Raw genomic sequence first — 22456 nt, 5'->3', positions numbered from 1 at the left:
GTCACTGATCCGGGCCGGCACGCTCCGCGACCGCGGACCGGGCCGGTGGCCGACGCCGGGAACCATCATGCCGCAGCCGACAACCCACGACACGGACCGCGACGACCTCGCCGACTCCATTGTTGACGCCCCCGTTCCGGAGGACGCCCAGGCCGGAGCGGTCCGAGCCGGGGCAAGTCCGGCCGGTGACGCACGGCGACCGCCCGGATGCGCCACGGGATGGCCGGGCCGGGACGACGGACACCGTCGGCGTCCCGGTAGCGTTGCGCCTCATCATGGCCCGCGGGGTGACAGGGCGCTCGGGATGGTACGGAGGATGGCGGATGTCCAACGGCGACGAGCCGTTCGCGGCACGCGAGGTCGGGGTCTCGCGACCCACCTTTGAGCTGGCGCGGCGGGGCTACGACAAACGGCAGGTCGACTGGTACGTCGAGCAGGTGAACGGTCAGCTGGCGGCGCTGGCGGCCGAGCGGGACCGGGCCGGTGGCCAGACGCGGGAGCTGACCGGCCAGATCCAGCAGCTGCACGCCGAGCTGACCGAGCTGCGCCAGCGCCCGGCCCAGCCGGATCGGGCGTCGTTCCGTGACCTCGGTCCGATGGTCGACCAGATCCTCGCGCTCGCGGAGAAGCAGGCCGCGGCGATCAGCGAGACCGCCGCGCAGCGCGCCGACGAGCTGCACGCCGAGGCGGAGCGGACGCTCGTCGAGGCGCGGGAACGGACCGCCCGGGCGCTGCAGGAGCTGGAGGACGAACTGGCGGCGCGCCGCGACGAGCAGGAGAAGGCGTACGAGGAGCGGCGCACCGCGGTGGAGACCGAGCTGGCCGAGGTCCGCGACGCGGCGGAGAAGCTGCGCGCCGACGGCGAGGCCGCCCACGAACGTGCCCGCCAGGAGGCGAAGCGGATCGCCGAGCAGAGCGCTCAGCAGATCGAGCAGGCCCGGGCCGCCTCGGAGGCGCTGACCCGCGCCGCCCGCACGCAGATCCAGCAGGAGCTCCAGGCCGCGCGCACCAAGAGCCAGCAGGAGCTGGCCCAGTGGCAGGCCAACATCGAGCGGGATGTCAACGAGCGCCGGGCCGCCGCCGAGCAGGACCTGGCGGAGCAGCGGGCCGCGGCCGAGCGGGAGATCGCCGGCCAGCGCAACGCCGCGGAGCAGACGATCGGCTCGCTCATCGCCGAGGCGCAGCAGTACGCCACGGAGGTGCGCCAGCGGGCGGACGAGCAGATCGCCCAGCACCAGGAGCGGCTGACCATCGTGCAGCAGGAGCTCTCGGCCCGGCAGCAGACCGTCGCGCAGATGCAGACCGAGCTGGAGAGCGCCCGCCAGCAGCTCGCCGAGTCGCGTCACGAGCAGGCGGAGGCGGAGCGGGAGCTGGGTCAGGTGCGGCAGCGCCTCGACGAGATCCGCCGGGAGCTCAGCTCGGAGGTCGAGCGCCTCGACGCGGCGCGGCGGGCGGCGGACTCGGCCGAGCGCCACGCGAAGGACGTCCGGGCCCGGGTGCAGCGCGAGGCCAAGCGGGTGGCCGACCTCGCGGCGGCCGCGGTGATGGCCGCCGCCGCGGGCGGCGTGGCGACCGCCGAGTACCCGATGGTGGCACCGCGCTCGGTGGATCGGTCGGCCGGTGAGACCGAGGCGGCCGCACGGCGTCCGGAGGAGACCGAGGGCGACGAGCAGCGGGCCGACCGCACGGCCGGCGCTGTGGGCGACGAACAGCGTCCGGAGAGCGCGGTGGCCGCGGAGCGGCGGCCCGACGCGGACCCGGACGGGCGACGGGCCGGGGTCGACGCCGACGAGCGGCGGACCGGTGACCCGACCGGTGGCGGGCCGCTGGCCGGCGAGGCGGAGCACGACGACCAGCCGGTCGACGAGGCACCGACCGGGCGGCCCGACGATGCCGGCGACGGTGAGCCGCGGGTCAGCCTGTTCGAGGCGGCTGAGCGACGCGTCGGCATGATTCCACCCGCCGAGTCGCGGGTCGACATGTTCCAGCCGACCGGTCGGCGGGCCGACACGGGGGTCGCGGAGCAGGCGTGACCGGGTCGCCGCGCCGCCGATCTCCGGTCGGCGGCGCGGCCGTCACCCGCGGCCCGTCACCTCACGCCTCGGTGCCGAAGAGCGCGGCGTAGCCGGACGGCAGCTGGGTGATGACGTCGTTGAGTTCGCCCCAGGTCACCGCGTCCGCGACCGTCGACAGCACGGCACCGGCATCCCACTGGGCGGTCCGCGTCGTCGCCCCGGTGCCGGCGGCGATGCGGTTGAGGAACTCCTGTACCGACAGCTGCAGGGTCGGCTCGTGCTGCTCCTCGAGGATCTCGGCGATGCCCTGGGGCAGCTGGGACGCCAGGTCGCAGGCCTCGCCCGGGGTCAGTCGGGCGGCGAGGACGCTGAGCACCGCGCGGATCACCCCCTCGGCCTCCGCCGCGCTGGCGTACTCGCCGCGTTCGCGTACGGCGGCGACGAACTCGTGGTATTTCACGTGCGCTCCCTTCCTGACCGTTGATCGGGCAACCGGGCCGGAGGGAACGACGGACGGCAGGGGACGTCTCCACCTCCCCGAAGTCTGGCACGTCGGGGCCGGCGGGGGCGGGTAATCGCCGCCCTCACCGGCCCCGACGCACCCGCGGGCGGCTACCGGGGTTCGCGCCGGCCGCGCGTCGACACGAACTGGTACGACATCACGGCGAAGGCGGGGTCGCGCAGCAGCTTGCGGAACACCTCCAGCTGGCCGGGCGTGAAGCCGGCGTCCCGCAACTCCGGTTCGAGCTGGCGGGAGTTGGTCTCGTACAGCGAGGCACCGCTGGAGCCGCCGGCCCAGCTCTCCGCGTGGGTGACGGTGTCGACGTCGACCAGGCCGACCCGGGCCATCTCCCCGTGCACGTCCTGCGCCCACGCCAGGTCGGCCCCGTGGCCCTGCAGGATGCCGAGCATCGCGTCGGTGACCTGGCCGAAGAGCTTCGCCGCGTCGTCGTTCGGCGCGGTGAGCACCCGCAGCGGCGCGGTGCAGTCGAACTCCTCCACCACCAGCCAGCCGCCGGGCGCGAGCGCCCCGACCAACGCCCGGAGGACGCGCCGGCGCTCCGGTAGGTGCAGCAGGACCAGCCGGGCGTGGACCAGGTCGAACGCCTCACCCGGCGGCAGGTCGGTGCGCACGTCGTGCCGGCGGACGTCGAGGTTGGCCATCGGGGTCAGCCGTGCGGTGTCGATGTCGGTGGCGAGCACGCGACCCTCCACGCCGACCGCCCAGGCCAGGCCCCGGGCGACCGAGCCGCCGCCGGCGCCCACCTCCCAGCAGTGGGCGGCCGGGGCGAGCACCGGCGGCGCGAGGCGGCGCATCGTGATCGGGTCGAGGAACTCCTCCAGCGCGCGCAGCTGGGGCACCGCGTCGGCGGCGGTGTTGTCGAACGCGTACGCGCTGTCGATGGTCTCCGTCGGCATCGTGATCACCCTTTCGAAGGGGGTCGTGGGACCTGCGGGGTGTCGGCCCGGAAGTCGGCCGCCGGACCGGGGGCCGGTGGCGTAGCGACGGTGGCGATGCTCAGCATCGCCGCGAGCGTCGCCGGGTCGGCGCGGGCCTCGGCGGTGGGACGGTCGTAGACCAGCCGCCCGTACTCGAGCACGGCGACCCGGTCCGCGACCTCGATCGCGTGGTGGAGCTGCTGCTCGACCAGCAGCACGGTCAGGCCGGTGGCGGCCAGCCCGCCGACGAGGTCGCGGACCCGGTCGGCGAGGTCGGGGGCGAGCCCTTCGCTCGGCTCGTCGAGCAGCAGCACCCGGGGTTGGCCGAGCAGCGCCCGGGCGATCGCCAACATCTGCTGTTCGCCGCCGGAGAGCTGGTCGCCGCGGTGCCGCAGCCGCGCCGCCAGGCGGGGCAGCAGGTCCAGGATCCGGGCGACCGTCCAGCACTCAGCTCCCGGGGTGGCGGCCCGCCAGGGCGCAGCCGCCAGGACCAGGTGCTCGGCGACGGTCAACCGGGAGAACACCCGTCGGCCCTGCGGGACGAGCCCGACGCCGGACCGGGCGATCCGGTGCGGTTGGCGGCCGGCCACCGGCACTCCCCCGATCTCGATGCGGCCGGTGTACGGCCGCACCAGACCGGCGATCGTGTGCACCAGGGTGCTCTTTCCGGCGCCGTTGCGGCCGACGACCGCCTGGACGCAGCCGGGCGTCACCTGGAGGGTGACGTCGTGCAGCACCGTTCCGCCGTGGTAGCCGGCGGACACCCGCTCCAGTCGCAGCATCAGACCACCCCCTCGGCGTACGCGCGCCGCACCAGCTCCGAGCCGCGGATCTCCGCCGGGCTGCCGGCGGCCAGGGTGCGGCCGTCGCGCAGCACGGTGACCGTGTCGCAGAGTTCGTAGACGAGGTCCAGCCGGTGCTCGACCAGCAGGACGGCCACCGCCCGGGGCAGCTCGCGGAGGAAGCCCACCAGCACACCGACCTCGGTGGCGGAGAGACCGGCGGCGGGCTCGTCGAGCAGCAGCAGGCGGGGCCGCCCGGCCAGCGCCATGGCGATCTCCAGTTGCCGGCGCTGGCCGTGCGCGAGTTGGCCGGCGGGCCGCGCGGCGAGGTCGTGCAGGCCCACCCGGTCGAGGAGGGTGTCGGCGGTCGCCCGGGCCGCCCGCCGGGCCACGCCGGGCCGCCACCGCCCCGGCCGTACGGCGTGGGGCAACGCGGCGACGCGGACGTTCTCGGCGACGGTCAGGGTCGCCCACACCGCGGGCCGTTGGTGGATCCGGCCGACGCCCCGGCGGGAGCGGGCCGCCGGGCCGCGACGGGTCACGTCCCGACCGGCGAGCAGGACCCGCCCGCCGACCGGCCGGGTCGCCCCGGCGATGACGTCGAGCAGGGTGGTCTTCCCGGCGCCGTTGGGCCCGATGAGCGCGTGTCGTTGGCCGTGGTCGACGCGCAGGTCGACGCCGTCCAGCGCGGCCAGCGACCCGTACCGGACGGTGAGGCCGTGCGCGGCCAGCAGCGGGGTCATGCCCGGACCTCCGTCGACGCGACGTGGTCATGGGCCCGCGCGGGGTCGGTCGGCCGCGCGGGCAGGCGGGACGGCGGCCGCCACCGTGGACCATGCCGGTGCCCCGGGGCGGGCAGGAGGTACACCGTCGCGACGAAGGCCGCGCCCAGCACCAGGGGCGCGTGTCCCGGTAGGACACCGAACAGCCAGTCCCGGGCGGCGATGACCAGCGCCGCGCCGACCAGGGCGCCGCCGACCGAAGCGGTGCCGCCGATCACCACCCCGAGCAGCAGCAGGGCGGAGGTGTCGAAGGCGAAGTCGGCCGGTGAGACGTACTGCTGGGCGACCACGAGCAGCGACCCGGCGCCACCGGCGATCGCCCCGGCGGCGATGTGCGCGCCGGCGAGGTGGGCCGCGACCCGGTGCCCGCTGGCCCGCAACCGGGCCTCGTCGTCGCGTCCGGCCCGCAGCACCAGGCCGACCCGGGTCCGCAGCACCAGCAGCAGCGCGCCGACCACCACCGCGACGACGACCAGGGCGTACAGGTAGCGGGCCCGGTCGGTGGCGAGCAGCGGAAGCCCCCAGAACGGTCGGACCGGAGTGATGCCGGCCAGCCCGTCGGTGCCGCCGGTGACCGACCGCCACCGGCCGACGACGGTGACGACCAGCTCGCCGACCGCCAGGGTGATCATCAGGACGACCACTCCGCGGGCGGACACCACGAGGGGGACGGTGAGCGCGGCCAGCAGCGCGCCGGCCGTAGCCGCCACCGCGAGCTGCACGACCCCGACGTCGGAGACGCTCCCGCCGACCACCGCGCAGGCGTACGCGCCGGCGGCGTAGGGGGCTGTCTGGCCGAGGGTGGGCATGCCGGCGACCCCGGTGAGCAGGGCGACGCTCACGCCGACCAGGGCGAGGGCGAGGGTGCGGGCGAGGATGGCCGTGGTGTAGTCGTCGACCGTCCAGGGCGCCAGGACGAGCCCCGCCAGCACGACGGTCGCCACCGCGCGGCGCAGCGGGCGGAGCAGGTCGGCCCTCACGTCGCTCTCCTCGCGGCGGCCAGGCCGCGCGCGCGTACGGCGAGCACGGCGGCCATGGCCGCGAAGAGCAGGAACGGCGCGGCCGACGGCGCCAGCGCCACGCCGAGGGTCTGGATCTCCCCCACCAGGAGCGCGGCGAACAGGGTGCCGGTCAGCGAGCCGAGGCCGCCGAGGACCACGACCACCAGGGACAGCAGGAGCACCGTGTCGGCGGTGTCCGGCCCGGGACCGATGATCGGCGCGCCGAACACGCCCGCGGCGCCGGCCAGCGCACCGGCCGCGGCGAGCACGCCGATCCGGATCCGGGTGGGGCTCACCCCGAGGCAGGCGACCATCTCGGCGTCGTCGACCGCCGCCCGCACCAGCATGCCGGCGCGGGTGCGGCGCACGGTCAGGTAGAGCAGGCCGGCGAGCAGCGCCGCGACGACGATGAACACCAGCCGGTAGGCGGCGTAGCGGTGACCGGCCACCTCCACCGTTCCGTCCAGCGCCGCCGGCACGTGGACCGGCCGGTCGTCCGGGCCGAACGCGGTGACGAGCAGGCTGCCGCCGGCCAGCGCCACCCCGAACGTGAGCAGCGCCTGGGTCAGGTGGTTGCGCGCGGCGGCCCGGGTGAGCAGCGCCGCCAGGGCCACGCCGGCGGCGGTGGCGGCCGCGACCCCCACCCCCAGGGCGAGGGCCAGGCTCGGCCAGCCGCCGTCCAGCAGGGCGGCGGCGGTGTAGCCGCCGATCGCGTAGAGCGTGCCGTGCGCGAGGTTGAGGATGCCGGCGACCCCGAAGCAGAAGACGAGACCCGCCGCGGCGACGAAGACGAGCAGGCCGTAGGCCACCCCGTCCAGCGCCGGGATGAGGTACGGGTCGACCCGGGCCGTGCCGGCCGCCACCGCGCTCACCGGCCGACGGTGGCGAGATCACCGACCACGGTGTTGGACAGCGCCCGCCCGTCCTGCCGGACCTGGCGCAGATACCACTTCTGCACCGGGGAGTGGGTGGTGGTGGAGAACTGCCAGGTGCCCCGTGGACTGGTGATCTGCCCCAGCTTGCCGATGGCCTCGTTGATGCTCTCCGGCGTGGGGTCGTCCCCAGCGGCGCCGATCGCGCGGTCGAGCACGGCCGCCGCGTCGTACGACGCCATCGCGTAGGTCGTCGGGGAGCCGTCGTGCTTGGTCTTCCAGGCCGCGACGAAGGCCCGGTTCTCGGCGTTGTCGAGGTCCGGCGAGTAGTTGAGCACCGAGTAGATGTCGCGGGCGGCCTCGCCCTGCGCGTCCAGCACGCCGCCCTCGGTCAGGAAGCCGGCGGCGTAGAGCGGCAGGTCCCGGATCTCCGACTGGGCGTACTGCTTGACGAAGTCCACCGCCGCGCTGCCGGCGTAGAAGGTGAAGACCGCGCTCGCCCCGGACGCCTTGATCCGGGCGAAGTACGGGGTGAAGTTCGTGGTGGTCGGGAACGGGGTGAAGGTGGTCTTGCCGTCCGGGTTGGCCAGCGTGCCGCCGACCTCGGCGAAGGCCTGCGTGAAGCCGCGCAGCTCGTCCCAGCCGCCCTGGTAGTCCGGGCCGATCGCGTAGACCGAGCCCTTGACGTTGTCGCGGACGTGCTGGGCGATCGCCGCGCCGGGCTCGTCGGAGAGGTAGGAGGTGTGCCAGATCCGGGACACCTCCTTGAGCTCCGGCCGGCCGTTGGAGCCGACGAGCGGCACCTTCGTCTCGTTGAGCAGCGGGTAGACCGCGGCGACCGAGCCGCCGCCCACGATGCCGGTGAGCGCGACCACCCGGTCCTGCTTGAGCAGCTTGGTCGCGGCCGGCACGGCGGTGGGCGCGCCGTTGCCCTCGTCGGCGACCACGAGGTCGATCGGGTGCCCGCCGAGCTTGCCGTCGTGGGTGGACAGGTAGAGCTCGAAGCCGTCGCGCAGGTCCTTGCCGACGGCCTGGTACGTGCCGGAGAGCGACGCCAGCAGACCGATCTTGAGGGTGCCGGGCGCGCCGCCGGCCGACTCGCCCCGGTTGCAGGCGGTCGCGGCGAGCAGGACGAGCGCCAGTGCCGCGGCGGTGGCGCGAGCGCGGCGGCGCGGAGGGGTGACAGACATGACTTCCTTCCGGAGGGATGGCCCGGCGTGCGAGGGGGAAGGCCGGGGTGTGTCAGCGGGTGCGGCTGAGGGCAGCGCGGGCGGCCGGGGTGAGGGCGTCGCCGATCCGGTTGGCCAGCTCGGTCATCTCGTAGGAGACCTGGCCGACGTCGCACTGGGGCGAGGCGAGGACCAGCAGGGACGCGCCGTCGTTGAAGGCCATCGAGAACATGAAGCCGCCCTCGAGCTGGGTGACGTTGGAGATGACGGCGCCGGCGTCGAAGAACGCCGCCGCGCCGCGGAGCAGGCTCACCAGCCCGCTGCCGGTCGCTGCGAGCTGGTCGGCCCGGTCCGGGGGCAGGGCGCGGGTCGCGGCCACCATGAGGCCGTCGCTGGAGATGGCGATCGCGTGGCTGACCTCGGTCGCGCGTTCGGCGAAGTTGTCCAGCAGCCAACCGAGGTCCTGGTGGTCGGTCACGTGCTCTCCCTGTCGCGTCATGGGTTGCCCTGGTTGGTCAGGGTGGGGCGGCGGGCGGCCACGCCGCGCGCGTACGCGGCCATGGCGGTGGCCACCTGGGCCGGGTCGCGGTACTCCGAGCGCGGCGGCTGCGTCGGCGCGGTGACCGCGCCGGGGACGAGGTGCCGCTGTGGTTGCCGTTTGGGCAGGCCGGAGTGGGTGGTGGCCGCGACGTCCGGCGCGGCCACCTGGGCGGCGGTGCGCCAGGCGTCGTCGGCGGGACTGGCCCACCCGGTCCCGTCGTGAGCGTTGGGCGGGTCGCTCCGGAACCAGTGGTTGACCTCCTGGAAGATCAACAGTTCCTCGGTCGGCGCGTCACCATGCTCGGGCGGTGGTGTGGCGCGGCGGAACACCGGCGCCGACGGCAGGGCCCGGTCCTCCGGTGGCCGACCGGCGCGCGGCTGCGGCACCGGGTGCGCCGGCTGGGGCGTCCGTGGCGCGTACGGGGGCGGCGGCGCGCCGTTGCGTGCCGCGCGCCGGGACGGCCGGGCGGAGGTCAGCAGGTACTCCTCCGGCGGCAGGGGCCGGATCATGGTCGCGGGCAGTGCCGCCTCGGCGATGGTGCCGAGCCGGGGCCCGGGTCGCAGTTGGACGGTCACGCCCAGCCGGACGGCGAGCTGTCCCACGACCACCAGGCCCATCGCCCGCACCGCCGCCACGTCGATGGCCGGCGGGCGGGACAGCAGCTCGTTGAGCTGGTGCAGCCGCTGCGGCGAGAGACCCACCCCCTCGTCGCTGATCTGGATGATCACGCGGTCGCCGAGACTCCGCCCGGTCACCCACGCCTCGGTGCCCGGCGGCGAGTAGACCGTCGCGTTGTCCATCAGCTCGGCGAGCAGGTGCACCACCTCGTCCACCGTCTCGGCGGCCACCGCCACGTCTCCGTCGACCATCCCGAGGCGGATGCGCGCGTAGTGCTCGATCTGGGACTGTGCCGCCTGGAGCACCTTCTGCAGCGCGACGTCTTCCTGACGGACCCGGCCGACGCCGACGCCGCCGAGCACGAGCAGGCTGGCGTTGATCCGGCCCATCCGGGTGGCCAGGTTGTCGAGGGCGTACAGCTGCTCGAGGCGCTCGGGGTCGGTCTCGTCGCGCTCGACCCGGTCGACCTGGACGAGCACCGCGTCGACCAGGCGCTGCTCGCGCCGACTGAGGTGGATGAAGATGTCGGCGGTGTTGGCGCGCATCACCGCCTGCTCGGCGGCGGTGCGCACCGCGGCCCGGTGCACCGCGCTGAACGCCTGCCCCAGCTCACCGATCTCGTCGTCGCTGGACGGCTCCAGCGTGTCCTCGCTCTGCCGTCGGGCCAGCTCGTCCGGGTCGACCGCGCTGCTGCCGGGTTGTTGCAGCCGGGCCACCACCTCGGGCAGCCGCGCGAACGCGACCTCGTTGGCGGCGTCGCGCAGGCGGCGGAGGCGGCGGGTGATCTGGCGTGCCACCGCCCAGGTCACCAGGGCGGTCAGCAGCAGCGCCAACACCACCCCGACCGCCTCCGCCGCCGCCCGGCGCCGCTGGTCGGCGTGCGCGGCCCGGACGTCGTCGAGCACCACCGTGTCCACCCGTTGCCGCAGGTCGGACAGGCGGCCGGACCACTGCTGCGTCGCGGTGATCCAGGCGTCGACGTCGAGTCGTAGCGAGCTGCCCGCCCGGGTGCGGGACACCTCGTCCTGCAGCCGCTGCAGCAGCAGCGCCTCCTGCCCGCTCCCGGCCTGCTCCCACCAGCTCGACCAGTCGGGTCGGGCGAGCGCCAGGAATGCCAGGCTCGATTCGGTGAAGCTGGTGCGGGCGGCGGTGATGTCCTGTTGCAGCGCGGGGGTCAGCTCGCCGGCCGCGATCGCCCGTAGGACGGCGACCTGCTGTTGACCGACCGCCTCGGCCGTCTTGGACAGGGCGGCGGAGGCCCGGATGCCGTCGGCGATGCGGGCGTTGACGACGCCGACGGTGACGCTCTCCCGGAGGGTGAGCAGGTCGGCGACGGCGATCCGGTAGCCGAAGGTCATCGCGGAGACCGAGGCGTGCGCCGCGGTGCGGACCTGCGCCCGCAGCGGCGGCAGCGCGTCCAGCGTGGCGTCGATCCGGGCGAGGACGGCACGGGTGGCCGGCGGGGCGCTGGTCACCCGTGCCCGCTGCCCGCGGTAGCCGGCGACCACGGCGTCGGTCGCGGTGGCGGCGTCGGCGAAGGCGTCCTGCTGCTGCGGGCCGCCACGGGTCAGCAGGTCGGCCGCGGCCACCCGCTCCCGTTGCAGGCGGTGGGACAGGTCGCCCGCCTCGGCGCCGAGCCGGGCGAGCTCGCCCAGGTCGCTGGCGCGGGTGGTCTGTCGGGCGCTCTCGGTCAGCGCGAGGCCGGCGAACCCGATCACCGCCACCAGCGGCGCGGCGACGATGAGTCGCATGCGGGCTGCGATCTTCCACCCTCGACGCCGGGTCGGGTAGGGTCGGGCCGCGTGGGACCTCGTGCTCGACGCCAAGACTGACTCCCACGGCTCATCGACGGTGACCAATGTGCACGTTGCCGTTTGCAGGTTTCATTCCGCCGGAACGTGAGGCGTCAGACCAGACCCACCCGTGGTACAAACTGGCCGTACCAGCATCTGTACCCAGAGTCAGCATCGCCGGCGGGCCGGCCCCGGAGCGGACGAGGCCGCAGACGTCGTCCGGGCGAAGCGGGCACGCGGCCGACGCCGCGGCCGGCGTCAGGAGCGGTCCGGCGAATCCCCCGTCGCCCGACGCCCCGGCTCGGTCGGCGCGCTGAGCACCTGACCGATCAGCTCGCGCAGCTCGTCGATCGCCGCCACCACCGCGCCCGGGTCACGGGCGTCCCGGCGGGCCGGCGGGTCGGGCGCGGCGAACCGCGGGCCGCGTCGCCCGTCGGCCGCCAACTGCTCGGCCGCCACCTGGGGCCACAGCGCCGCGAGCCGCCCGCCGGTGTCGAGCACCTCGTCGCACCGTACGGCGAATTCGTGACTGCCGAAGCGGCGACCCGACTCGACCGCGGCGACCGTCTCCCGGCTGAACCGCACCCGCTCCGCCAGCGCCCGCTGGGTCAGCCCCTGCCGGGCGCGCCACGTCCGCAACTCGGCCCGGAACCGGTGGCTGGCACCGGAGTCGCCGGCGTCGGGTGGAGCTGCGCGATCCATGGGTTCACCTTCGCGACACCGTCGACAGTGGACGGCGTCGGATCGAGGTCGGGCAATGGGTAGGCATTCGCAGGGGACAATTCTTAACCCATGAATGGGCGGGTGTGAAGACGTCCACACGAGGTGGGGCAATGCGCGCGCCGGATTGAGCATCACCTCGGCGACCCGCAACGGACATCGACGGACGGCCGGGTGACCGCCATCTTCCGCTCCCCACCTCCGCCGATCCGTCGAGCGAACCCGCAGGTCCGGGCGGCAGAATGCGGATCACCTCAGCCGGCGGTAACCTCGGCGGCGGATGCGACGAGAGCCGCCGCCGGGCGCGGCGTCCGTCCGATATCGACGATGGCGGGCAGGGTGCGGTGCGCACGAAACGCAACATTCGGCTTGTATGAACGACGGTGGTCGGATGTTAACCGCAGCCCCGGAATAGCGGCGGCGAGCCGCTGTAGGACGGTGCCGGCCTCCAGTCGCGCCAATGCCGCCCCGATGCAGAAATGCGGCCCGTGCCCGAACGACAGGTGATCCGAGGCGTCCGGCCGGTCCGGGGAGAAGCGGTCGGGATGGGCGAACACGGCGGGATCGCGGTTGGCCGCCCCGATCAGCAGCAGGCAGCGCGCGCCGGCCGGGATCGTGACACCGTCGAGGGTGACGTCCCGGCGGGTCACCCGCAGCCAGCCGTCGATGGCCGGGGCGTAGCGCAGCGTCTCGGTGAGGAAGGCGGGGATGCCGGCCGGGTCCTCGACCATCGCCTGCCACCTCTCGGGGACCGACAACGCCTGGTCCAGCGCGTGGGCGAGCAGACCCGCCGTGGTCTCGTGCCCGGCGACCAGGAGGTTGAAGACGATGCTCGCCACCTCGGTGACGGTCAGCCGGGAGTCGTCGCCGTCGCGGTACGCGAGGGCCAGGCTCACGTAGTCGTCGCCGTCCGCGCCGTCGCCCAGGCGCGCCTCGACGAGCCGTTGGCAGTAGTGCCAGAACTCCAGCAGGCTCTGCGCCAGCCGCACCTGCTCGGCCGGGTCCGGGCGCCCCCAGATCAGGGCGATCTGCCCGTCGGCCCAGTCCCGGACGCGCCCGATGTCGTGCTCCGGCACGCCCAGGAGGTCCAGCAGGACCAGCAGCGGCAGCTCGGTGGTGAGCTCGGGGACGAGATCGACGCGGGCACCCGGCCGGGCGGCCAGGCGGGACACCAGCTCGTCGACCCGACGGCGGACGATCGGGCCGTACCGCTGGTCGACCCGGTCGGGCGTGTTCGCGAAGGTCGCCCGTAGCGCGCGGCGGGTGCGCGGGTGCACCGGCGGGTCGGCGGCCGCGGTGGTCGGCGGCGCGTCGATCCGCAGAATGACCTGCAACGCCTCGGGGCAGACGTCGTAGGTGGGCACGAGGGTGAGCGCGTTGCCGAACGTCGCCGGGTCGGCCAGCGCCCTCCGCACGTGCGCGTGGCTGCTGATCAGCCACAGCCCCAGGTCCGGGTTGTGGTGGACCCCGCCGGGTGCGTCGAGGACGCGCCGCCACACGGCGGCCGGATCGGTGAGATACGGCTCGTCGAACGGGTTCAACCGCATGACCGCCTCCTGGTGCGTCACGTCCGGGCACAATTCACCGGATCCGATGGCACTTCTGGAAATGGTGCCGAGTGGCCGAGGACGTCTTTCACGGTGCGTCAGTTTCACTCGGAAGTCAAGATTTGCCATCGTCAATCTGAATGGCATCGGGAATTGCGGTGGCCGGGGCTCCTGCGCAATCCGCCGGAGTGCAAGTTGCGGCCCGATTATTGCCACCCGCACGCTCCATTGAGCAGGTCAGACGCGCCCATCGGGCATCGGCGACGTCACAGCACGCCGGGCCATGCCGGCCACTGCGGGGCAGTCGGCCGAAAATGGCTGGAGCCGCGGGCACGTGGTCTGATGCCACCTCGGAATGGAACACGGGCCCGCATTTGTCACGACCGGGAAACGCCTCCCGCGACCACGTGTGAGGGCACCGACAGATACCCGACAGGACCGGTGTCGGGCGCGCCGCCGGACGGGCGGCGTCAGGTCACGGGTCGGCAGCCGGGCGGCGTCAGGTCACGGTCGGCGGCCGCGGTCGAGCAGTCGGGGCAGCGGCAGCGTGCGCCACGGCACCCGCAGCAGCAGCCGCACGATCAGCAGGCCGAGCAGGTATCCCCCGACGCTGTCGGTGATCCAGTGCCACCCCAGGTAGGTGGTCCCGATGAACACGAGCACGCCGGGCAGCCACATCAGGATGCGGCGGGCCACCACGCCGAGGTACGGCGAGAGCAGCATCGCGAGCATACCGTAATAGACGATGCCGTTGCTCACGTGCCCGGACGGGTAGTACTCCTCCCACCCGTCACTGAACATCTCGACCGACCCGTGGTGCGGGGCGCCCCGCGAGGTCCACCCCTTCAACCCCACGATCAGCACGGTGCTGATGATCGGCGCCAACCCGGCCGGGATGATCGGACGGATCGTACGGTGGCGCCAGGCCAGCCAGAACGACAGCGCCACGGTCACGGTCGTGAGGATGCCACCCTGGCCGACGTGGTCGAAGATCCACATCAGGATGTAGACCGGCCGGGGACGGTGCTGGTCGCACCAGTCCCGCACGGCGATGTCCAGATCCAGCAGGGGCCGCCACCACACGAGCCCCGCGGTCAGCGCGACGAGGGCGGCCAGCAGCAGGCCGTCGAACCACCAACCCCCGGGAACCGGCCTGAGCACGGGCACGCCGAGCGGCCGGGGCGGACGGTCGCGCAGGTGCCGTGGCGCCCTTCTCCCCGCTGCCATCGCCTCAACCGGCGGCGCGGGACCGCTGGAGGGCGATGTCGGTGTTCTGGCCGACCTCGACCAGGTAACCGTCCGGGTCGCGCAGGTAGCACCGGATCTCGACGCCGTGGTCCTTCGGCTCGGTCAGGAACTCACCGCCCCGGGAGCGCCACAGCTCGTACACCGCCCGCACGTCGTTCACCCGGATGTTCATCGCCCCGCTGAGGGTGTCCGGGTCAGCCGGCGCCTGGGCGCGTACGGTCGGCTTGTCGTCGGTCGGGCCGCCCTCGTCGTTGATGACGATGTAGCTGTTGTGGAACCGCAGGATGGCGGGATTGCGCTCCCGGATCACCGTCGCGTCCAGGACACGCCGGTAGTACTCCCGGGAGCGGTCCACGTCGCGCACGATCAGGAGGTGGGTGAGCACCGCCCCGTTCTCGGGGCGGAAGTAGTCCGGCGCCTCGTCCGCCATACGCGCCTCCCGGGTCTCGTCCGGGCGGCGGGTACCCGTTCTCGGCGCCGGCACACCTCAGGGTTTACGCGCGAGACCGGCCCAGTAGTAGGCGGCGTGCGGGTCCTCCGGAGCGCCGTCCTCCGGCCGCCAGGCCATCACCGGGACGACGCCCGGGTCGACCAGGTCCCACCCCTCGAAGAACCGCTCCACCTCGGCCCGGCTGCGCGGCACCAGCGTCATCCGCCCCTGGGTGGCGGCGGCCACGGCGGCGTTCATCTCGGCCGGGTTGAAGTCCGCCGTCGGGTGGGTGATCGCCAGGTAGCTGCCGGAGGGCAGGGCGTCCATCAGCGTACGCAGCTTGCCGGCCGGGTCGTCGGCGTCGCGCAGCAGCATGAGCACCGCGATGAGGGTGAGCGCGACCGGCCGGGTCAGGTCGAGCGTCTCGGTGAGCCGGGCGTCGACCAGGATCTTCTCCGGCTCGCGCAGGTCGGCGTGGATGTACTCGCTGCGCCCCTCCGGCGTGCTCATCATCAGGGCCCGGGCGTGCGCCAGCACGATCGGGTCGTTGTCGACGTAGACCACCCGGGTCTCGGGGGCCACCGACTGGGCGACCTCGTGCAGGTTGGGGCGGGTGGGGATGCCGGTGCCGACGTCGACGAACTGCCGGATGCCCGCCTCACCCACCAGGTAGCGGGCGACCCGGTGGACGAACCGCCGGTTCTCCTTCGCCATCGTGCGCAGGGTGGGGATCGCCTCGATGAGCGCGCTGCCCATCGCGCGGTCGACGGCGAAGTTGTCCTTCCCGCCGAGCCACCAGTCGTAGACCCGCGCCGAGTGCGGGACGCTGGCGTCCACACCGGAGGGTGGCCTGTCCTCGATTTCCACGTCGGTCTCACCGTGCGACACGATCGTCTCCCCTCGATCGGCGGGCGTCGACGTGCGCAGCCTAGAGGACGCGCCGCGATCCGGCCGCCCGCGGGGCCGGCGCGGCCCGCCCGGCCACGGCACGCGGCGGCCGGGCGGGCCGGTCGGGTCAGGCGTGGCCGGCCCGCGCCGGGGCCGGGGCGTCGCGCGCCACCCCGGGGCCGACGATCTCGACCTTCCGGCCGACGCCGGCCCGGAACTGGGCGATCGCCTCGGCGTAGCGATCGAGCGGGAAGCGGTGGCTGATGAACACCTCCGGGTCGAGGATCCCACCGGCGAACAGCTCGCCGGCACGTTCGAAGCTGTGCAGCACCGCCATCGACCCCGTCACGGTGAGCTCCTGGTTGTAGACCCGGTACGGCTCGATCGTCGCCCGCGTCCGGTACTCGGAGACCCCGAACTGGAGGAACGTGCCGGCCGGCGCGACCCGGCGCAGCCCGTCGTCGATCGCCTCCCGTACGCCCGTGCAGTCGATGACGACGTCCCAGCCACGGACCCGGGTCAACTCGTCGGCGCCGGCCGCCGACGCCGAACAGCCGAGGCGCACAGCGGTGGCGAGCCGGGCCGGGTTCGGGTCGAGCACGCTGACGCTGGCGGCACCGCAGCGCTTGGCCAACTCCAGCATCATCAGCCCCATCGTGCCGGCGCCGTAGATGAGGTAGTGGTCTCCGAGCCGTCGGGGCAGCACGTCGAAGCCGCGCACCGCGCAGGACAGCGGCTCGATCAGCGCGGCGTCCGCCGGTGCCACGCCCTCCGGCAGCGGGAAGCAGTTCTTCACCGGCGCCACGGCGAACTCGGCGGCGCCGCCAGGCTCGGTGACCCCGATGGCCGCCCACCGCTCGCAGAGGTTCCCGCGACCCCGACGGCACTGGTAGCACTCGCCGCAGTGCAGCGACGGGTCGACCGCGACGGCGTCGCCGACCCGCACCTCCGTGACGTCCCGGCCGGTCGCCACCACCGTGCCGGCGAACTCGTGGCCCGGCACGATCGGGTACGCGGGGGCGAACTCGCCGTCGACGATGTGCAGGTCGGTGCCGCAGATGCCGCACCCGGCCACCTGCACCACCACGTCGCGGGGCCCGGGCGCCGGGTCGGGCACCGATTCGATCGAGATCCGACCCGGCGTGACGATGACCGCTGCTTTCACTTGACCGCCCCCATCGAGAGTCCTCGGACGAGTTGTTTCTGGGCGATCCAGCCGGCGAGCACGACGGGGAGCGACACCAGCGTCGCGGCCGCGCAGAGCCGGGCCAGGAACAGCCCTTCGGACGTGACGAAACCGACCAGGAAGATCGGTGAGGTACCGGCCCGCGTCGCGGTCAGGTTCACCGCGAGGAAGAACTCGTTCCAGCTGAAGATGAAGCAGATCAGCGCGGTCGCGGCCAGTCCCGGCGCCACGATCGGCAGCAGGATCCGGCGGATGGTGGCCAGCAGGCTCGCACCGTCCACGGCCGCCGCCTCGATCAGCGCGGGCGGGACCTCCAGCAGGAACGACCGCATCATCCAGACCGCGAGCGGCAGGTTCATCGCCGTGTACAGGACGATCATCGTCCAGACGTTGTCGAGAAGCCCGAACTCCTTGACCAGCAGGTAGACCGGTAGCAGCGCGGCCACCGCCGGCAGCATCTTGGTGCTGATGAAGAAGAACAGGACGTCGCGCCACTTCGCCACCGGTCGGATCGACAGCGCGTACGCGGCCGGCGTGGCGAGCAGCAGCACGAGCAGCGTGGACATCAGGCTGGCCATCAGCGAGTTGAGCAGGTACGGGGTGATGTCCCGGTCGAAGACCTGCCGGTAGCCGTCGAGCACCGGGGTGAACACCCAGGACGGCGGGTTGCTGGCCGCGTCCACCTCCCGCTTGAACCCGGTGAGCACCATCCAGAGCACCGGCAGGAAGAACAGCAGCCCGGCGAGCCAGGCGAGCGCCGTCCAAGCGGCTCCGGCGCGGTCCAGCCGGCGGATCCGGCGAGCGGTCGACCGCGTCGGTGTGGTGGCGGTGGTGTCGTGACGTGTGGCGGTCATCGCGCGTCCTCCATCCGGAACAGGCTGGAGATCACCCGCAGCGCGAAGGTGGCCACGACGATCGTGCCGATCACCACCACGACGCCGGCGGCGGCCGCCTCGCCGTACTCGAACTTCCTGAAGGTGGTCAGGTAGATCTCGTACGGCAGGTTGGTGGTGGCCGTGCCGGGGCCGCCCTGGGTGATGGTGAAGACCGCGTCGAAGGTCTGCACGAGGTAGATCGAGCCGAGCAGCGCACCGAGCTCCAGGTAGGGCCGCAGGTACGGAAGGGTGATCCGGACGAAGATCTGCCAGGGACCGGCGCCGTCGACGCGGGCCGCCTCCAGGGTCTCGGTCGACTGGCCCTGCAACCCGGCCAGGATGATCAGCATCATGAACGGCGTCCACTGCCAGACCAGGGTGGCGACGACGGAGAGCATCGGGTACTGGGAGACCCAGTCCGTGCTGCCGCCGAGGACGCCGTTGGTCAGGCCGTACGCCGGGTTGTAGATGGCGTGCTTCCACAGCAGGGCCGCCGCCATCGGCATCACCAGGAACGGGGTGATGAGCAGGGTGCGCACCACCCCACGGCCGGGGAACCGTCGGTCGAGCAGTACCGCGAGACCGAGACCGAGCAGCACCGACACGAGGACCGAACCGGCGGTGAGCACCACCGTGTTGACCAGGGCGGCCCGCAGACGGGCGTCGGTCAGCACGTCGGCGTAGTTGGCGAGACCGACGAAGCCACGTTCGCCGGGCCGCAGGGCGTTCCAGTCGAGGGTGGACAGGTAGAGCGTGACCAGGAAGGGGATCTGGGTCACGACGATCGCGAAGAGAAGGGCGGGCAGCAGCGGCGCGCGGCGCGTCCAGCGGTCGGCGGGGCGACCGGCCGCCGCGCCGGCCACGGGGGTACGGGGCGCCGGGCCGGCGTCGGTGTGGAGCGTCTGGGTCAACGGTTCACCTCCGTGCTGGGCCGGGAGCGGCCGGCCGTGACCGGCCGCTCCGGGCGTCGGCTACCGGTACTCCTTGGCCACGTCCTCGGCCAGCTTCTGGCCGTCGGCGAGCGCCTTGTCCACGGTGGTGCTGCCGGCGATGGCGGCCGAGACCTCCTGGGACACCTTCGTGCCGAGGTCCGCGAACTCGGGGATGCCGACGAACTGCACCCCGAGCGCCGGTCGGGGCTGCGCGCCGGGGTTCTTCGGGTCGGCCTCCTGGATCGACGCGAGCGTCAGGTCCGCGAACGCGGCGGCCGACTGCCGGTACTCCGGAATGGTGTACGTGGACTGTCGCTTGCCGGCGGGGACCCGGGACCAGCCGACGGAGGAGCCGATCAACCGCTCGTAGTCCTTGCCGGTGGCCCAGGCGATGAACTTCCACGCGGCGTCGGCGTTCTTGGTGGTCTTCGGCATCGCCAACGCCCACGCCCACAGCCAGCCGGAGGAGGCCGTCTTGTTGACCGGGGCGTACGCGTAGCCGACCTTGCCGGCGACCGTGCTGGCCGACACGTCCTCCAGGGTGCCGGCCGCGGAGGTGGCGTCGTACCACATGGCCGCCTTGCCCTGACCGAAGGTGTTCAGGCACTCGGTGAAGCCGGCCTGCGGCGCACCCGGCTGCCCGTGCGTGCGCAGCAGGTCGACGTAGAACCGGGTGGCCTCGACGAACTCTGGCGCGTTGACCCGTGGCGTCCAGTCCTGCTCGAACCAGGTGCCGCCGAACGTGTTCACGACGGTGGTGAGCGGGGCGAACAGCTCGCCCCAGCCGGGCAGTCCACGCAGGCAGATCCCCGAGACGCCGGCCCGGTCGTCGTCCAGCCGCGCGGCGAACTGCGCGACCTGCTGCCAGGTGGGCCGCTCCGGCATGGTCAGGCCCTTGGCCGCGAAGAGTTCCTTGTTGTACATCAGGAACGAGGACTCCCCGTAGAACGGCGCCGCGTAGAGCTTGCCGTCCTCACCGGAGAGCGAGGTGACCATCGGCTGGAGCAGGTCCGCGCGGTCGTAGCCGGAGTCGGCGTCGGCGTACGAGGTCAACTCGTGCAGCCACCCGTTCTTCGACCAGATCGGTGCCTCGTACGCGCCGATCGTCGCCACGTCGTACTGGCCGCCCTGGGTGGCCACGTCCTGGGTGACCTTGTCGCGCAGTTCGTTCTCCGGGAGGATCGTGAACCGCACCTCGATGCCGGTCTGCTTGGTGAAGTTGTCGGCGGTGACCTTGGCGAGGTCCTCCATCTGCGGGTTGCCCACCATCAGCACGGTGATGGTCTTACCGCCACCGCCGGAGGAGCCGCCGCCGGCTCCGGAGCAGGCGGCGGTCGCGGCGAGGACGGCCGCGGCGGCCAGGGCCAGTGGGGGTCGCCAGCGGTGCGCACTCCGGGTTACGGGCACAACGAACCTCCAGGGTGGGTCGGTGGTGGTGGTGTGGGTGCGGTGGCCGGGGTCAGACGCGCTGGACCACGGGACCGAGCAGTGAGTAACGGTGGGCCTCGGACGCCGGCAGGGCCGCGTCCGTGACGATGGAGTCGACGTCGGTGACGTGCGCGAACCGGCAGAAGCTGCTGGCACCGAACTTGGTGTGCACACCCGCGAAGACGATGCGCCGGGACACCGCCACCACCTGGGCCTTGACGGCGGCGACGGCCGGGTCGGGTGTGGTCAGTCCGTGTTCGCGGGAGATGCCGTTCGCGCCGACGAACGCCAGGTCGATGACGAAGCCGGCGAGCATCTCGATGGCCCAGTGGTCGACCGTGGCCCGGGTCCGACCGCGTACGCGGCCACCCAGCAGGAGGACGGTGGTGGCGGACGAGCCGGCGAGCATCGCCGCGGTGTCCAGCGACGCGGTGACGACGGTCAACGCCCGCTCGGCGGGCAGCGCCTCCGCGATCAGCTGGGGGGTGTAGCCCTCGTCGATGAAGACCGACTCGGCGTCACCCAGCAGTTGTGCCGCGGCGGCGGCGATCCTGCGCTTCTCGGTGACCAGGCGGGTGGTGCGCGTATCGAGGGTCGTCTCGAACCGCGCGGTCTCCACCGGGTAGGCGCCGCCGTGGGTGCGGCGCACCAGCCCCTGCTGCTCGAGCCGGTGCAGGTCGCGTCGGACAGTCTCCGGCGCCACGGCCAGCTCGACGGAGAGTTTCTGCACGTCGACCGAGCCGTGGTCACGAGCGAGGGTGAGGATGCGCTGTCGACGTTCCGCGGCGTTCATCGCTCACCTCCCGCTCATCGGTGTCTATTGTTTTAACACCGTTATGAGGGTGTGACGAGCAGCACATCTCGTCGATCCGGGAGGGTTCCTGCCCGCCTCGCGCAGGCCGCCCGCAGCACGCATCCCACCGAACCCGCAGCAAGCGGACATACGGCCTGACCGTTTGGGCGACCACCGTGCCCGTTTGGCGCCCGTCCTCCGTGGACGGGGCACGCCGGGCACCGCCCTGTCCGTGTCCCGCACCACACACTTCTCCGGTCTGGAAGGAGGGTTTCTCGCGCCGTGCCGCGTAGCGTGGCATCGAGCGGCGTCCGGGGTCAGGTGGGCGCCGGCCCGACCCCGCCCGGAGGACAGCTTGTCGTCGCCGCGACCGTTGCGAAAGCTCGGATTCCTCACCATCGGACTCTTCGACCCGGACGACCCGGCACGGGGCCACGAGTCGACGCTGGAGATCATCGAGCGGGGCGAGCAGCTCGGCTTCGACAGCGCGTGGGTCCGAAACCGGCACCTCCAGCACGGCATCTCCTCACCGGTGGCGGTCCTGGCGGCCGCCTCGCAGCGCACCCGCCGCATCGAACTCGGCACGGCGGTGATCCCCCTCGGTTGGGAGAATCCCCTCCGGCTCGCCGAGGATCTCGCCACGGTCGACGTCCTCTCCGGCGGCCGCCTCAATCCGGGGGTCAGCGTCGGCCCGCCCCTGCACTTCGACCGGGTGCGGCAGACGCTCTACCCGGACACCGCCGACGTCGAGGACTTCAGCTACGAGCGGGTCCGCCGACTGCTCGACCTGGTTCGCGGGAACCCCGCGTCGAGTTTCCGGGGCACGGAGGGCTTCGAAGAGTTCTCCGACCGCGTCCAGCCGCACTCCGCCGGCCTCGGCAGCCGCCTGTGGTACGGCGGCGCCAGCCTGCGCTCGGCGACCTGGGCTGGCGCGAACGGCATGAACTTCCTGACCAGCAGCGTGGTCAAGGCCGAGGAGTCCGAGGACTTCGCGGAGATCCAGCTCTCCCACATCCGGGCCTTCCGCGCCCACCACCCGGACGGCGAGCGGGCCCGGGTGTCGCAGGGCCTGGTGGTCATCCCGACCGACAGCGCGTCGGCCGCCCAGCGCGAGCGGTACGAGGCGTACGCCCGCGCCCGCACCCCACGTACGCTCGCGCCGCAAGGCCCCGGGCGGATGATGTTCGCAGCCGACCTGGTGGGGACGTCCGAGGAGATCGCCGAGCGGCTGCGGGCCCACGCCGCGTTCCGCGAGGTCGACGAGGTGGCCTTCGCGCTGCCCTTCACCTTCGCGCACGAGGACTACCTGCAGATCCTCACCGACATGGCCGAGCGGCTCGGCCCGGCGCTCGGCTGGCGCCCGGCCACGGCCGGGTAGCACGGCCCGGCACGTCCT

At 73.3% G+C, this 22456-nt stretch carries 21 protein-coding genes; 2 read left to right on the top strand and 19 right to left on the bottom strand.

The features are described 5' to 3' along the window. Positions 1 to 323 precede the first annotated feature (323 nt). Positions 324 to 2033, top strand: coding sequence for a coiled-coil domain-containing protein (locus tag GA0070620_RS04485; protein ID WP_157741533.1), 1710 nt, complete (start codon positions 324 to 326; stop codon positions 2031 to 2033). Between the two features lie 61 nt (positions 2034 to 2094). On the opposite strand, the gene GA0070620_RS04480 is transcribed toward GA0070620_RS04485, so the two are convergent. The 19 genes from GA0070620_RS04480 to GA0070620_RS04395 all read right to left on the bottom strand — a co-directional run bounded on the left by GA0070620_RS04480 (position 2095) and on the right by GA0070620_RS04395 (position 21060). Then, the gene (locus GA0070620_RS04480) at positions 2095 to 2475 is read right to left on the bottom strand and encodes a DUF2267 domain-containing protein (RefSeq protein WP_091588683.1); all 381 of its coding nucleotides are present in this window, start codon (positions 2473 to 2475) and stop codon (positions 2095 to 2097) included. A 152-nt stretch (positions 2476 to 2627) separates the two neighbouring features. Continuing rightward, positions 2628 to 3434, bottom strand: coding sequence for a class I SAM-dependent methyltransferase (locus GA0070620_RS04475; RefSeq protein WP_091598026.1), 807 nt, complete (start codon positions 3432 to 3434; stop codon positions 2628 to 2630). A gap of 5 nt (positions 3435 to 3439) precedes the next feature. Continuing rightward, positions 3440 to 4237 carry an ABC transporter ATP-binding protein gene (locus GA0070620_RS04470; protein ID WP_091588682.1) on the bottom strand — a complete coding sequence of 266 codons (798 nt, stop codon included), beginning with the start codon at positions 4235 to 4237 and terminating at the stop codon, positions 3440 to 3442. After that, positions 4237 to 4980: an ABC transporter ATP-binding protein gene (locus GA0070620_RS04465; protein ID WP_091588681.1), complete on the bottom strand. Its 744-nt coding sequence runs from the start codon at positions 4978 to 4980 to the stop codon at positions 4237 to 4239. The genes GA0070620_RS04470 and GA0070620_RS04465 overlap by 1 nt, the downstream gene beginning before the upstream one ends. Beyond that, positions 4977 to 5999: a branched-chain amino acid ABC transporter permease gene (locus GA0070620_RS33180; protein ID WP_197677547.1), complete on the bottom strand. Its 1023-nt coding sequence runs from the start codon at positions 5997 to 5999 to the stop codon at positions 4977 to 4979. Before GA0070620_RS33180 ends, GA0070620_RS04465 begins: the two co-directional genes overlap by 4 nt. Further along, positions 5996 to 6892 carry a branched-chain amino acid ABC transporter permease gene (locus GA0070620_RS33175; RefSeq protein ID WP_197677546.1) on the bottom strand — a complete coding sequence of 299 codons (897 nt, stop codon included), beginning with the start codon at positions 6890 to 6892 and terminating at the stop codon, positions 5996 to 5998. The genes GA0070620_RS33180 and GA0070620_RS33175 overlap by 4 nt, the downstream gene beginning before the upstream one ends. Beyond that, on the bottom strand, positions 6889 to 8082 hold the full coding sequence (locus GA0070620_RS04455; protein WP_091588680.1) for an ABC transporter substrate-binding protein: 1194 nt from the start codon (positions 8080 to 8082) through the stop codon (positions 6889 to 6891). Before GA0070620_RS04455 ends, GA0070620_RS33175 begins: the two co-directional genes overlap by 4 nt. A 52-nt stretch (positions 8083 to 8134) precedes the next feature. Then, positions 8135 to 8539, bottom strand: coding sequence for a roadblock/LC7 domain-containing protein (locus GA0070620_RS04450; protein WP_091588679.1), 405 nt, complete (start codon positions 8537 to 8539; stop codon positions 8135 to 8137). Between the two features lie 17 nt (positions 8540 to 8556). Beyond that, on the bottom strand, positions 8557 to 10971 hold the full coding sequence (locus tag GA0070620_RS04445; RefSeq protein ID WP_091588678.1) for a sensor histidine kinase: 2415 nt from the start codon (positions 10969 to 10971) through the stop codon (positions 8557 to 8559). 300 nt (positions 10972 to 11271) lie between these two features. Continuing rightward, entirely contained in the window at positions 11272 to 11715 is a 444-nt protein-coding gene (locus GA0070620_RS04440) for a helix-turn-helix transcriptional regulator (RefSeq protein WP_091588677.1), read from the bottom strand. 272 nt (positions 11716 to 11987) lie between these two features. Further along, positions 11988 to 13280 carry a cytochrome P450 gene (locus tag GA0070620_RS04435; protein ID WP_157741532.1) on the bottom strand — a complete coding sequence of 431 codons (1293 nt, stop codon included), beginning with the start codon at positions 13278 to 13280 and terminating at the stop codon, positions 11988 to 11990. 504 nt (positions 13281 to 13784) lie between these two features. Next, a complete protein-coding gene (locus GA0070620_RS04430) occupies positions 13785 to 14441 on the bottom strand; it encodes a phosphatase PAP2 family protein (RefSeq protein WP_231922228.1) in 657 nt (218 codons plus the stop codon). A gap of 70 nt (positions 14442 to 14511) precedes the next feature. Further along, complete coding sequence (locus GA0070620_RS04425) at positions 14512 to 14958, bottom strand: VOC family protein (RefSeq protein WP_091588674.1); 447 nt, start codon at positions 14956 to 14958, stop codon at positions 14512 to 14514. Positions 14959 to 15015: 57 nt separating this feature from the next. Further along, positions 15016 to 15825 (bottom strand): SAM-dependent methyltransferase, encoded by an 810-nt coding sequence (locus GA0070620_RS04420; RefSeq protein ID WP_197677624.1) that lies wholly within the window; start codon positions 15823 to 15825, stop codon positions 15016 to 15018. 148 nt (positions 15826 to 15973) lie between these two features. Beyond that, complete coding sequence (locus GA0070620_RS04415) at positions 15974 to 17011, bottom strand: zinc-dependent alcohol dehydrogenase family protein (RefSeq protein ID WP_091588673.1); 1038 nt, start codon at positions 17009 to 17011, stop codon at positions 15974 to 15976. Then, on the bottom strand, positions 17008 to 17886 hold the full coding sequence (locus tag GA0070620_RS04410; RefSeq protein ID WP_091588672.1) for a carbohydrate ABC transporter permease: 879 nt from the start codon (positions 17884 to 17886) through the stop codon (positions 17008 to 17010). The genes GA0070620_RS04415 and GA0070620_RS04410 overlap by 4 nt, the downstream gene beginning before the upstream one ends. Next, positions 17883 to 18818: a carbohydrate ABC transporter permease gene (locus GA0070620_RS04405; RefSeq protein ID WP_172836381.1), complete on the bottom strand. Its 936-nt coding sequence runs from the start codon at positions 18816 to 18818 to the stop codon at positions 17883 to 17885. The genes GA0070620_RS04410 and GA0070620_RS04405 overlap by 4 nt, the downstream gene beginning before the upstream one ends. A 60-nt stretch (positions 18819 to 18878) precedes the next feature. Next, the gene (locus tag GA0070620_RS04400) at positions 18879 to 20246 is read right to left on the bottom strand and encodes an ABC transporter substrate-binding protein (RefSeq protein ID WP_231922227.1); all 1368 of its coding nucleotides are present in this window, start codon (positions 20244 to 20246) and stop codon (positions 18879 to 18881) included. A gap of 52 nt (positions 20247 to 20298) precedes the next feature. Next, positions 20299 to 21060, bottom strand: a complete 762-nt coding sequence (locus GA0070620_RS04395) for a DeoR/GlpR family DNA-binding transcription regulator (protein ID WP_091588671.1) — start codon at positions 21058 to 21060, stop codon at positions 20299 to 20301. A gap of 373 nt (positions 21061 to 21433) precedes the next feature. Here GA0070620_RS04395 and GA0070620_RS04390 point away from each other — a divergent pair, with 373 nt between their 5' ends. After that, positions 21434 to 22438, top strand: coding sequence for an LLM class flavin-dependent oxidoreductase (locus GA0070620_RS04390; RefSeq protein ID WP_172836380.1), 1005 nt, complete (start codon positions 21434 to 21436; stop codon positions 22436 to 22438). Positions 22439 to 22456 lie beyond the last annotated feature (18 nt).

The organism is Micromonospora krabiensis, from assembly GCF_900091425.1.
GTDB lineage: Bacteria > Actinomycetota > Actinomycetes > Mycobacteriales > Micromonosporaceae > Micromonospora > Micromonospora krabiensis.
Note: the sequence above shows the minus strand (reverse complement) of the source record. Positions and strands in the feature narration are given on the sequence as shown.